At 51.6% G+C, this 12,861-nt stretch carries 12 protein-coding genes; 9 read left to right on the plus strand and 3 right to left on the minus strand.

The annotated features are described in order from the left end of the window. The first annotated feature begins 813 nt into the window (after window positions 1–813). From CKK19_RS22640 to CKK19_RS22680, 9 genes are all read left to right on the plus strand, one after another. Window positions 814–1,206, plus strand: a complete 393-nt coding sequence (locus tag CKK19_RS22640) for a hypothetical protein (RefSeq protein ID WP_000341066.1) — start codon at window positions 814–816, stop codon at window positions 1,204–1,206. A gap of 658 nt (window positions 1,207–1,864) precedes the next feature. Next, window positions 1,865–2,521, plus strand: a complete 657-nt coding sequence (locus tag CKK19_RS22645) for a trypsin-like serine protease (protein ID WP_000462754.1) — start codon at window positions 1,865–1,867, stop codon at window positions 2,519–2,521. A gap of 202 nt (window positions 2,522–2,723) precedes the next feature. After that, window positions 2,724–3,221 (plus strand): membrane protein, encoded by a 498-nt coding sequence (locus CKK19_RS22650; RefSeq protein WP_000340139.1) that lies wholly within the window; start codon window positions 2,724–2,726, stop codon window positions 3,219–3,221. 4 nt (window positions 3,222–3,225) lie between these two features. Further along, entirely contained in the window at window positions 3,226–4,614 is a 1,389-nt protein-coding gene (locus CKK19_RS22655; protein WP_012695445.1) for a hypothetical protein, read from the plus strand. Window positions 4,615–5,014: 400 nt separating this feature from the next. Continuing rightward, the gene (locus CKK19_RS22660; RefSeq protein WP_012477377.1) at window positions 5,015–5,308 is read left to right on the plus strand and encodes a helix-turn-helix transcriptional regulator; all 294 of its coding nucleotides are present in this window, start codon (window positions 5,015–5,017) and stop codon (window positions 5,306–5,308) included. 4 nt (window positions 5,309–5,312) lie between these two features. Beyond that, window positions 5,313–6,638: a type II toxin-antitoxin system HipA family toxin gene (locus CKK19_RS22665; protein WP_000088044.1), complete on the plus strand. Its 1,326-nt coding sequence runs from the start codon at window positions 5,313–5,315 to the stop codon at window positions 6,636–6,638. Between the two features lie 60 nt (window positions 6,639–6,698). Then, complete coding sequence (locus tag CKK19_RS22670; protein WP_000134171.1) at window positions 6,699–6,905, plus strand: hypothetical protein; 207 nt, start codon at window positions 6,699–6,701, stop codon at window positions 6,903–6,905. Window positions 6,906–7,005: 100 nt separating this feature from the next. Then, a complete protein-coding gene (locus CKK19_RS22675; protein WP_000985909.1) occupies window positions 7,006–7,416 on the plus strand; it encodes a hypothetical protein in 411 nt (136 codons plus the stop codon). A gap of 12 nt (window positions 7,417–7,428) precedes the next feature. Next, on the plus strand, window positions 7,429–7,953 hold the full coding sequence (locus tag CKK19_RS22680; protein WP_001805097.1) for a hypothetical protein: 525 nt from the start codon (window positions 7,429–7,431) through the stop codon (window positions 7,951–7,953). A gap of 181 nt (window positions 7,954–8,134) precedes the next feature. On the opposite strand, the gene CKK19_RS22685 is transcribed toward CKK19_RS22680, so the two are convergent. The 3 genes from CKK19_RS22685 to CKK19_RS22695 all read right to left on the minus strand — a co-directional run bounded on the left by CKK19_RS22685 (window position 8,135) and on the right by CKK19_RS22695 (window position 12,750). Beyond that, a complete protein-coding gene (locus CKK19_RS22685) occupies window positions 8,135–9,139 on the minus strand; it encodes an IS110-like element IS4321 family transposase (RefSeq protein ID WP_000427623.1) in 1,005 nt (334 codons plus the stop codon). A gap of 78 nt (window positions 9,140–9,217) precedes the next feature. Next, window positions 9,218–12,190, minus strand: a complete 2,973-nt coding sequence (locus CKK19_RS22690; RefSeq protein WP_001138073.1) for a Tn3 family transposase — start codon at window positions 12,188–12,190, stop codon at window positions 9,218–9,220. Window positions 12,191–12,192: 2 nt separating this feature from the next. Beyond that, window positions 12,193–12,750 carry a recombinase family protein gene (locus CKK19_RS22695; RefSeq protein ID WP_001162012.1) on the minus strand — a complete coding sequence of 186 codons (558 nt, stop codon included), beginning with the start codon at window positions 12,748–12,750 and terminating at the stop codon, window positions 12,193–12,195. Between the last annotated feature and the right edge of the window lie 111 nt (window positions 12,751–12,861).

Consider the following 12,861-nt stretch of genomic DNA (forward strand, 5'->3'; position numbering starts at 1 on the left):
GCTAATCGCCCGCTCAACAACCTAGTGATACTGGTGCAGATTCGACAATGAGTTAATGCCCGGAGAGCATCTGCAAGACTTCTAGCTGGAAGGCATTCCAACCAGCCCTCGCTTCTGAAAAGCCGTCAGGAAACGGTAAAATCCAACCAAGTGAGCAACTTCACTTGATCAAAGATCTAAGGCTAGAATGATGGAATTCCAACCTTAGTTTGCAAATAGCCTAAACATATAACTTCCTCTGAGGATTTAAAAGAATTCTCAGATGTCTTGAAAGCTACTTTTTAAACTTTCTCATTCTGAGAAGCATATTTAATTTTGCTGCGTCTGCTCGTGCTGCTGCTACAGAAAGGGCTTTATGCAGTGAAACTACCACGACAAACAAACAGAACATCGACCAGAATCCATCCATTTCGTTTACCTAATCGTTGAGGTTTTTATTCGGGATATCTGGCTAAATAGGACTACACAGATACCCAGTTAAACCCCCCGCTTACATAACACTCCGGTTCCTCACCAGACGTTTTATTCTATCGCGGTCTGTGGTTATCAGAAGCTGCATAAACCGGTTATTTAGTCCGTTACGCGAAAATTATTGAGGATCCGGGCTGTTAAACTGTTCTTCCTCTTTCGCTTCCGGAGAAAAGGGGAGGTGTCACCCTGCGGCCGGGTAGTGAAAGGGATTTGACGTAATTCAGGCGAAGGGCGAACAAGACCGCAAAGGACGCCCGGGCGACCGGATACCTGCCGGGTTGTGCGAAGTAAAAACCGGAAGCAGTGATAACACAAACAGGCCCCTACAGCGTAAGGATTGTGATGGACGATAAAGAGCAATTTACGAATCTTGTGGCAAAGCATGCCTCCGGACTCACCGAAGAGCAGCTGGCCGGTTACGATGCCTGTTCCCTGGATGGTGAATGCGTCACGCCTTCATACGAGGTTTTCCGGGGGTATCGTACCCGCCATACCCTGGATGAATTTCTGGAGATGGCCATATCGCTGAATGCCATCCACCCGGATGAATATTTAACGGATATGCTGCTTAAGCCTCATGAGGTGATCGGCGCTCTGGCCGATGAAGGCGACCAGCTGAACAACGCCACCCCGGTTTATTTCTTCCCGGATACCGGCGTCTATGCAGCGGCCGTCAGTGAAACCCGGGTGCTCGATGCCTGGCTTTGCTGGCCATGCTACCCGGCGAACTGGTAACGCGGCCGTTGGAATTGCACCGGCAGGATACGAATTTAACCGACCCCGTGGCGGGAAGGTTATCACAATTGCATGTCCTCATCCCTCAAGCCCCCTGCCAGGCCCTAACGTGCTGTCAGGCTTCGCCTGATTCCCGATCTGCGCCGGTACTTCAGCCGATAACTTTTTGTTTTCTTTTTATTTTCTCCCCATTTCCTCAAAGTTCGCGGGCGGCGTGGACAGGGCACCATTGCCGCATGTGGGGTCTTAATAAGGGCAGGGTGGTCAGGTTTGCTCGATGCCGGGGGTAGGCCCTACCCTTTATGGGATGAGGACATGCAATTCACTAAATTAATCGACAGCACCGGTGGTGACTTATCTGTAACGGGTCAGTTTTGATACGGGGAATGTTTCAGGGTTAAGATCTGGAATCATAAAAATATACGCTCCCGTTCAGGACATACGACTTGAAATGGATAATGCCATTAAAGGAATTCCAGCCTTTCGTCGATAACAGTTTCTGACCATCGCCATAACCATGTCATGGAGGAGACTAACCGTGTTTCAGAGGTGAGCTGGTGCCTGGCAAAACATACAAACTCAAATATCAGGAAGCGAGTTTAGTTGTTTATAACATGCAGCCGTGTAACTGATTAGGTACCGGCAAAAGGAGGAAATAATGTTTGAAAACTACGTTTGTAAAATCTATGTAAGCAATGATCCTCATTTTAGTAGCCATCTCGAAGCAACTGCGTTTGGTTTCGATAATGGTCAGCAGCAAAAGATTCTCACCGCAGCCCATGTTGTTACCAATGCTCTTGGAAAAATTTATCCCGTCAGCAATACACTTAAACTTTACGTCAAATTTCTTAACCATCAAGGACTGGTGAACGAAGAGCCTGTTCTAGTCGATTTCATTCTCAATGAGGCTAATGACAGGGCAGACTTTAAAGACGGCATTCCGTTTGTTGACAGTGCAGAAATCGTATTACCAGCTGGAATACAACAGCCTGTAAGTAGTTACTTTAAGGTCCTGGCTCCCGCAGCTGGCATGGGTACATTGGGTGTCGGATATCCAATGAATGAGACAACAATTTCGACATTCCCTGGTGAAGTTTCAGGCATTTGGCCTTTAAATTGCTCAAATCATTCTCCCCAACATCTCACAACTCGCTTTGTAATAGCACATTTCAACACCGATGGTTGCTCTGGTGGACCCTATGTCGTCTCCGAGAATGACGAGCATTTTGTCATTGGAAGTCTGGTTGGAATAATGTCTGGAACCTGCCCAGATTCAAATCCACACATGTCTGTTCAGTCCGCTACTGATTTTTAGCAAAGTCAGTTCCAAAATGACGCTGGCACGATAGTTATTTTGGGTCTGCCCGATATGGCGTCTGCCCTTACTAACAGCAACAGCATTGAAACTGACAAACATGAACTCGAAAGTGCCACAATAGTAAGTCATGATTTCTTCATCACTTTTATGGTGCTCTTTTTCACCTATCACACAGCAAGTTATGAATACGAGGCCTGTAATGGACGCTACCGAAACTGAAGAGCTCGAAAAAATTCGCAAGAAGGCAATGGATGAAGTTACAAGTGCTCTTCAGGCGCTTGAAAATAAGTTCCCGGGTATTACTGAGGGCGCAGCAGCTTTGGCGGGGTCAGGCGTAGGCGCAGCGGCTTCCTTCGGTGCTCTCTATACGCTTGGTACAACGGGAGTGTCAGCAGCAGGCATAACCTCCGGGCTCGCTACAGCAGGGTCTATCGTCGGTGGCGGTATGGTTGCAGGCATTGCGGTATTGGCCGCACCTGTAGCTGTGTTAGGGATTGGCGGGTACGCGATAGTGAAACACAAAAAAAATGCGAAACTGACAGCCGCCCTTAGTCAGGCCATCCAAAAGCTCTACGAAGTTCAGGAAAGGTTGATGTCGAATGCGGAATATTTTAAGGCAGAAATTGCTGGCATCAAGGCAACAATCGACATGCTTACTAAGAAAGCTCCAAAAGGTAGCCTGGTCGCGGTGAGGTAAACACATGAGTCAGTCTCCTTATGATGATGAGTTCAGGGCCATCCGTTATATTCAGCTCCGTGGTCAGGATATCGCGAACGCTCACGAGACAATTAACAGTGATATAGAGAGCCTTAAGGCACAGTTGACCGGGCTAATCAGCGGCACTGAACTTGATGAAGCGGAGCATCTGGCGCTTAAAGAACATCATCTGCGAGAAATGACCCCTTCAGATACTGCCATGCATTCTACTGGTCTCAAGACTATATATAGCGAGGCTAACCAGCGTGTATGCGGTGATATTGGACTGGCCACAATACTCTCCACGGATGACTTGGCTGTTGTAGATGCCCGGATCCAGAATCATATTAAAGAATTTAATGATCGCTACGCACTCGACGCCTGGGATTATGCTATTGCCTGCGGATGCGGGCTCATAGCATCCATGCTGGATTTACTTTGCGTCAGAGCCCCGCCAAAACCTACGGTGAGCTTTACGGCAGAAGTGGATGGTATTTTCAATAAACAGGTGCAGAAAGCCTTCAATGCCATTTTGCCGGAGGACCTGAGTACAAAACTCTCAGATTTGTTCCCTATAGGGGCACCAGACAGTTCGATCAGCAGCGATTTAGTGGGTGCGGCCGGTGGCGTTTTGTCTCCCACAAATCACCGCTTAAGAGCTTTGTCACACGATCCCGTACTGGGCATTATTTTCGGTATAAAGGATATGCTGAACGGGACCTGTACGGTGGTTCAGAATGGACAGATCGTGGTTTATCCTTCCAGTAAAGGCGTTACAGACGAAACCAATATTTTCAGGCTCATCGCCAGAATGTTTGGACACCTGGCATCGGATGTTAATGCCCCCTCAGCAAAAGGAAACCGTGGCATGGGGTTACCGGCTCCTTTTATGGGGCTACTTCGTATGCTTGAGGGGATCCCTGTGGGGAGTTCTAACTTCGGCAAACAAATAGAGTACATGTATGTCAACGGGTATGACTTTCGTCAGTTTATCGTGACAAGTATTCCGATGAGCATAATGGAAGTTTTGATGCGGGTTTTCTATGTGGCGAAACAGGTATCGCTGGGAAAAGGAGCTTTTGGGGAGACCTTACTGGATACCATGCCGTTGCGGCTAAATCCACGCTTCCGGATGATGCTTGCCCTGGGTTATGGAACTTCCAGTGCTGTTAACGCAGGTAAAATGTATATCACCGGCAATATTCTCAATGCGAATTACGCCTCCTGGATGGGGTTGGCCTGGAATGGTTTTCACTCACTCAAGTGGTCCCTTTATCAGCGACACTTAAAGCTTTGGGCCGGTATTGAAAAGGCAGAACTGGAACGGCTTCAGAACAATATAGACAGCATCGAGGCATTGACCATCATAGCAGGAAACTTGCCAGTCAAGTAACATTCACCGGAGCACCTCCGGAACCCCATAGCCCACCAGCTGCTAAAAATGTCTGCCTTTGCTTTTAATACTCTCTCTGCCTCCTCCCCGAGGCAGAGAGTAGCTCGTAGTTATTTATACAGCTCACAACAGGGCCATAAGATACTCCGCTTCTCGTTTACCGATGATCCTGATCTGTCAGCTCTCTTACCGGATGCTGTACGAGCGTAACGGCTTATTATTGATAGTTCTCTCATATCAAACCTCATAAAGATTTATGCTGCCACTTAGTAACAGCCTAAAGGTTGTACTCTCTATTTAACAGCTTTTAGGCTGTTAATTTGATATTACAGCTTTTAGGGTGTATGTTTAGAAAACAGCGTACAAGGTGTATCAGAGGAACTACTGAGGCCAGCTTATGATCAATAATGATTACCCGTTAAACACGCTCAACCAGTTGCGTCCCTTGCTCATTGGTTTTCGCAAGGCGAATGGCCTGACGCAAAAAGACCTGTCCGAAAGGTTAGGGGTCACTCAACAGACATACTCACGTCTGGAAGCCAACCCTGCCAGTGCGAGCATTGAACGGCTATTCAAGGTGTTTTCTATCCTGGGCGTAAAAATCAGCTTCTCCTCGACAACCGCCTCTTCAGAGGGGAAGCAGACGGAAGAAATGCTTAAATCAAACTCACCTGCACGACAGGAGAAATGGTAACGATATGAGCCGGAAACAGCAGCGTCTGGCAATCTGGATGAACGGAATCAAAGTCGGATACTGGGAAAAAAGTAAAGGGGTAGACAGCTTACAATACCTTCCTGACTGGAGTGCAGACGAACAGGGAAGGCCGCTGTCATTGTCCCTTCCTTTTACTCCCGGGAACCAGGTCTGGCGTGGAAATGTGGTACGTGACTATTTTGATAATTTACTCCCGGACAGCGAAGGCATACGCAGACGTCTGGCAATGCGTTACAAGGCCGATAGCCTGGAGCCTTTTGATCTTCTGACGGAGCTGGGAAAAGACTGCGTGGGCGCGATACAGCTGCTTCATGACGGAGATGAACCCACAGATTTATATTCCGTGAAGTATCACCCGCTTACTGAATCAGAAATTGCGGCAACTTTGCGTAATACCACGGAGACATTGCTACCGGGCAGGCCAGAAGATAACGACGACTTACGTTTATCTATTGCCGGTGCTCAGGAGAAAACAGCCCTACTGTGGCATGAAGATCGGTGGTGTATGCCGGAGGGTAATACACCAACGACGCATATATTCAAGCTACCGCTCGGACTTGTGGGGAACATGAAAGCCGACATGCGCTCGTCGGTTGAAAATGAATGGCTCTGCTCGGTACTTCTCGAACAGTACGGGCTCCCCGTGGCAAGAACGCAGATTGCTCACTTTGAAGATCAGAAAGCGCTGGTGGTAGAACGTTTTGACCGAAAATGGTCAGGAAACGGACAATGGATCATTCGTTTACCCCAGGAGGATATGTGTCAGGCCCTGGGCATTTCGCCATTACGAAAATATCAGGCGGACGGCGGGCCAGGTATATCGGAAATTATGGAAGTTCTGAGTAATTCAGACCGTGCTGAGCGTGACAAAGCGCAGTTTTTTATGACGCAGATAGTTTTCTGGATGATGGCCGCAACAGATGGCCACGCTAAAAATTTCAGTATTTCTATTGGGCCACAGGGACGTTATCACCTTACACCACTCTATGATGTGTTGTCGGCATGGCCGGTGATCGGTCATGGGAACAATCAGATATCCTGGCAGAAGTGCAAACTGGCGATGGCCGTACGTGGCAGTAGCAACTATTACCAGATATATCGAATACAACGACGCCACTGGATCAGGCATGGTGAGATAACCGGCCTGAGTAAACAGCAGACAGAGGCGATGATAGAGGAAATCATCGCCAGAACCCCGGGTGTCATTGAACGTGTTAGCGGGCTTCTTCCGGACCAGTTCCCCCAGCAGCTTGCGGAAAGTATTTTTGATGGAATGAGGCAGCAATGCAGGCGCCTGGCTGAGAAATGACAGCCGCAATTTATAGTGTGCATGTTTTCAGAATAGCTGATGTAAGCGTGAGGATTCAGTATGACTGAAGAACAAAAAAGAATAGAGCGGGCTATTGAGTTGGCTTGTCGTTACGGCGGAACCGATGAAATGCATCATCTGCAATGGGTCGTGGATCAGATGGTAAGAGAACTTGCTGGAGAACGTTATGCACAGATTGTAGCAGATGCCACCAGCGGAGAAGATGGGCCTGATACTTACAAATGGAGTGTTGGGATCGCGCCTTAGCATCTGTCAGTCTGGGGATGAAAACGTACTTAACATCCAGCGAATTCCCAGACTTCACATTAAGACTAGAGTAACGGCCGCAATCACGTGAGAGAAAAAAATGGCAATTTTAGCAATCATTGCAGTTATCGCCCTGGGTGGGTACGCCTGCGGGTTTATTAAAGCCCGTGAGCTGAGCGCTTTGCGTAAAGAAATGAAACTATACGTGGATCGCATGGAAGCGGCGGAGCTGGACTTACACGCAATCAGAAGTGTAGCGGAGCACCGGTTGCACGGTGCAGGTAAACAGTTTGCCGACCTTTACAGCCGTATCGACGGTGCAACTGTGACGCTGACACCCGAAGATCAGCTGTTACTGGCAACGATGCCATTTAATATTCAGGATGTAGAAGACATCGTAAACGAGCGCGGTCCAAAGACAATTAGCGGCCGTCCATTCTGGGAAGTTGAGCCAGGCCCGCATGACTATGAATATGGCCCGCAATATCCGTATTTCCCAGACCAGCGCTAGGAAGAGATCAAGATGAGAGAGCCAAGACCCCGCCATACCTTGCAGGTCATTCGAGTGCCTTCTCTGGAGGTTCAGGATCTGGGGCTGACCAGCTTTGATAGCTGGCTTGACGAGAACGGTTATGACAAAACGAATGCCAGAAATAACCGTACCATCTGGGCGAGAGAAGGCGGATGGCATCTGAAACGTTGCAGAAATCTGGAAACTGGCACGGACGATTTCTGGTTTATCGCTTTCGATGGTAAAGGCGGAAAGATATACCCGCTGAAAACCCAAAGAGACTACCGGGCTGCATATCGTAAGCTGGAAGCAGAAGGTTATGCACCTGCGGTCATCGAGCAAATGACCACAGGCGCAGCATATAACCTGGCCTATCCACGTTCCACCCTAAAACAAGCTGAGACGGCCACCAGCGAACCAAAGCGGAAACCTGACGTAGATGGGGTCGTCTCAGAAAACGGAATCTATGGTCACTCCCGTTTTTGCAACACCGATTTTGACGACAAGTTGGCTTGCTTGAATCTATCCGGCGTCTGAATGGGATTTTATTCCCGCGCCTTGATGAGTTCCGCGCCTGATGAACCTCCAGAAAATATACGGCTTCAATGAGCCTTTCCGTTTTACAGGTTCCTCAACAGGCCGGTGGGCCGTTAGTATCATCAATATCAGTATTCGCAAAACCAGATCAGTAATTCTTTAAACCGGTGTATTTCTGCCGTTATGCTACATAAGTTTGCTGTCGTGCCGTTAGGGCCCAGGCTATTCTGGCCAGCTTGTTTGCCAGAGCACAAGTGACGACAAAGTTGCTTTTCCGGCACAGTAAATCCCTGACCCAATCGGCCAATTTGCCAGACTGGTGTTCCAGTTTTTGTATGAATACCCTGGCACATTGAACCAACAAAGTTCGGATCTTTTTATTACCTCGCTTACTAATTCCCAGCAATGTCGTCCTACCTCCCGTGCTGTACTGCCGAGGTACAAGCCCTGTTGCCGCCGCAAAGTCACGGCTGCTGGCGTACTGCTTCCCGTCGCCAATCTCAGTTGAAATAGTACTCGCTGTCAGTGTTCCGACGCAGGGAATGCTCAGCAAGCGCTGTCCAACCTCATCTTCGTCCAACTTTCGTTTCAACTGGGATTCCAAATCTTTAATCTGCTCAACAAGATAGTGATAATGCTGTTGTAATTTCAGCAATAACTGGCTGAGGTAAAGAGGCAAACTATTATCCTCAAGAATGGTACTCAGTCGGCTAATAACGGCAGCTCCTCGGGGAACGCTAATGCCAAATTCCAGCAGAAAAGCATGCATTTGATTGGTTGTTTTTACCTTATCCTGAACCAGGGATTCACGGACACGATGCAGAGCCCGCATTGCCTGCTGAGATTCCGTTCTGGGCTGCACAAAACGCATAGACGGACGCGATGCAGCTTCACAAATAGCTTCGGCGTCGACAAAGTCGTTTTTATTGCTTTTAACGAACGGGCGGACAAATTGTGGTGATATCAGCTTTGGGGAATGCCCCAACTCTTCCAACTTGCGTGCCATAAAGTGAGAACCGCCACAGGCTTCCATTGCGATGGTTGTAGCGGGGCATGTCGCCAAAAATTCGATCAACTTTGGCCGGGTAAATTTTTTACGGTAAACAGCCTTCCCGCGACGATCCTGGCAATGAATATGGAAAGAGTTTTTACCCAGATCGATACCAATGAGCGCAATGTTTTCCATGATAGTTCTCCGAATGAAAGCCTGTCCTCAGCATAGTACCGGGAAGGAGGGAGTGACCATCTCATTAAATAAAGCACGCTAAGCCGGTGGCAGCGGTCGCAATGGCCTAAACTTCCCCGCACCGACCTTGGCGCTGCTGCGCCATAGGTAATCGCCGGTCAGGTTGATGTGCTCCCACCCCAGCGGCGACAGATATTGCAACAATGTGTCGTCCAGCGCCGTGCCGTTGCCACGCAAAGCACTGGTGGCACGCTCCAGATATACCGTGTTCCACAACACGATGGCCGCCGTCACCAGATTGAGGCCGCTGGCCCGGTAGCGCTGCTGCTCAAAACTGCGGTCGCGGATTTCACCCAATCGGTAGAAGAAGACCGCCCTGGCCAGCGCGTTGCGCGCCTCGCCCTTATTCAGCCCCGCATGGACGCGGCGGCGCAGCTCCACGCTTTGCAGCCAATCCAAAATGAACAGCGTGCGCTCGATGCGCCCCAGCTCGCGCAACGCCACGGCCAAGCCGTTCTGGCGCGGGTAGCTGCCGAGTTTGCGCAGCATCAGCGAAGCCGTTACCGTGCCTTGCTTGATGGAGGTGGCCAGCCGCAGAATTTCATCCCAATGGGCGCGTATTTGCTTGATGTTCAGCCTGTCGCTGCTAATCATCGGCTTGAGCGCGTCATAGGCGGCATCGCCCTTGGGGATGAATAGCTTGGTTTCGCCCAAGTCACGGATACGCGGCGCGAAGCGAAATCCCAGCAAATGCATCAAGCCAAACACGTGATCGGTGAAGCCTGCCGTGTCGGTGTAGTGTTCCTCGATGCGCAAGTCCGACTCGTGGTACAGCAGGCCATCAAGCACGTAAGTTGAATCACGAATGCCCACGTTGACCACCTTGGCACTGAAGGGCGCGTACTGGTCGGAGATATGGGTGTAGAAAGTCCGTCCTGGACTGCTTCCATACTTCGGGTTGATATGACCAGTGCTTTCTGCTTTGCTGCCGGTTCTGAAGTTCTGGCCGTCCGACGATGACGTGGTGCCGTCACCCCAGTTGCCGGCGAAGGGTTGCCGAAACTGCGCATTCACCAGCTCGGCCAGCGCCGTCGAATAGGTTTCATCGCGGATGTGCCAGGCTTGCAGCCAAGACAGCTTGGCGTAGGTGGTGCCAGGGCAGGACTCGGCCATTTTGGTCAGACCCAGGTTGATCGCGTCGGCCAGGATCGTCGTCAACAGCAAGGTTTTGTCCTTGGCCGTGTCGCTGGTCTTCAGGTGTGTGAAGTGGCGGGTGAAGCCCGTCCATTCATCGACCTCCATCAGCAACTCGGTGATTTTGAGGTGCGGCAGCAGCATAGCTGTCTGGTCGATCATGGCTTGCGCGGCGTCTGGTACTGCCGCGTCCAGCGGCGTGATCTTCAGGCCTGACGCGGTGGTGATGATGGCATCCGGTAAGTCGTTGGCCGCAGCCATGCGGTTGACTGTGGCGAGTTGCGCCTCCAACAATTCCAACCGGTCATGCAGGTATTGGTCGCAGTCGGTGGCCACTGCCAGCGGCAATTCGCTGGCCAGCTTCAAAGTGGCGAACTTCTCGACCGGCACCAGGTATTCGTCGAAGTCCTTGAACTGGCGAGAACCCTGCACCCAGACATCACCGGAGCGCAGCGCGTTCTTCAGCTCCGACAGGGCGCATAACTCGTAGTAACGCCGGTCGATGCCGTCGTCGGTCAGAACCAGCTTTGCCCAGCGCGGCTTGATGAATGCGGTTGGCGCATCGGCGGGCACCTTGCGCGCGCTGTCGCTGTTCATGCCGCGCAGCATGTCGATGGCATCGAGCACACCCTTGGCGGCGGGCGCAGCCCGCAATTTGAGCACGCCCAGGAACTGCGGCGCGTAGCGGCGTAGCGTGGCATAGCTTTCACCGATGTGGTGCAGGAAATCAAAGTCGGCAGGCCGCGCCAATGTTTGCGCTTCGGTGACGCTGGCGGCGAAGGTGTCCCAGGGCATAACGGCCTCGATGGCGGCGAACGGATCGCTGCCGCTTTGCTTGGCCTCAATCAACGCTTGACCGATGCGCCCATACATCCGCACCTTGTCGTTGATCGCCTTGCCGGAAGCCTGGAACTGCTGCTGATGCTTGTTCTTGGCCGCGTTGAACAGCTTGCCGATGATGCGATCGTGAAGGTCGATGATTTCATCGGTGACGGTGGCCATGCCTTCGATGGCCAGCGCTACCAGCGTGGCATAGCGTCGTTGCACCTCGAACTTTGCCAGATCAGCAGGCGTCATCTGGCCACCTTCACGAGCGATTTTGAGCAGGCGGTTCTGGTGAACCTGCCGCTCGATGCCTGCGGGCAGATCAAGTGCTTGCCAGGATTTCAGGCGCTCAATATGTTCGAGCATGTGGCGAGAGTTCGGTTTGGCAGGCGACTGGCGCAGCCATGCCAGCCACGTCACTTTACTGCCGTCCTTGCGCTTGAGAAGTTCGTCCAGGCGCTGACGGTGGGGTGATAACAAAGAATCGGTCAGCGCCGCGTAAATGCGTCGGTTGGCACGGGTGATGGCCTCGGCGCTTGCGCGCTCGATGGCATTCATGGCGGGCAGGATAATGCTCTGCCGCCGCAGATTCTCGACAAGTGCGCTCGCCAGCACGATGCCTTTGTCGGTCTGCAAGGCCAGCTCGGTCAATGTATGCACGGCTTGCCGATAGTGGCTCATGGTGAAGGGCTTGAACCCAAAAACCGTTTGCAGCTCGACCAAGTGCTCCCGCCGTGTCTGTTCGCGCTGGCCGTACTCGCTCCAACTTTCCACTGGCATCTTGAGTTGCGCGGCCACCATGCGCAACAGGGGCGGAAACGGAGGCTCATCGACGCCCAAAAAGGTGCCAGGGAATCGCAAGTAGCAAAGCTGCACAGCGAAGCCCAATCGATTCGCGGCGCCGCGACGCTGACGGATCACCGACAGGTCGGTTTCGTTGAACGTGTAGTGCCGTATCAGTTCGTCTTTGGCATCTGGCAGTGCCAGCAGGCTTTCGCGCTCGGTGGCGGACAGGATTGAGCGGCGTGGCATGGTCAGTCTTCCCGCAGGTACTGGTACAAGGTTTCGCGGCTGATGCCGAAGTCACGGGCCACCAAGGTTTTTTGGTCGCCTGCCGCAACTCGCCGTTTCAACTCGGCAATTTGTTCGCTGTTCAGCGATTTCTTTCGTCCCCGGTAGGCACCGCGCTGCTTGGCCAGCACGATTCCCTCGCGCTGACGTTCGCGGATCAGGGCGCGCTCGAACTCAGCGAAGGCTCCCATGACCGACAGCATCAGATTGGCCATCGGTGAGTCCTCGCCGGTGAACTTCAGCCCTTCTTTGACGAACTCCATGCGCACGCCCCGTTGTGTCAGCCCTTGGACGATGCGGCGCAGGTCATCAAGGTTGCGTGCCAGCCTGTCCATGCTATGCACCACCACGGTGTCGCCCTCGCGGACGAAGGCCAGCAGCCTTTCCAGCTCGGGACGCTGGGTGTCCTTGCCAGAAGCCTTGTCGGTGAACACCCGCGCCACCTGAACACCCTCCAATTGCCGTTCCGGGTTCTGGTCGAAGCTGCTGACGCGGACATAGCCGATGCGTTGACCTTGCAAGATGCCTCCAAAGGCAAAAGTGTCAGGATGAAATCTATTACCTTTGACGGAATATGTCAATCAATAGGAAATTTAACTCTATTCTGACATCGTTTGTCGTTTTCAGAAGAC

This window comes from Enterobacter sp. CCUG 70166 (assembly GCF_020224095.1).
GTDB lineage: Bacteria > Pseudomonadota > Gammaproteobacteria > Enterobacterales > Enterobacteriaceae > Enterobacter > Enterobacter intestinihominis.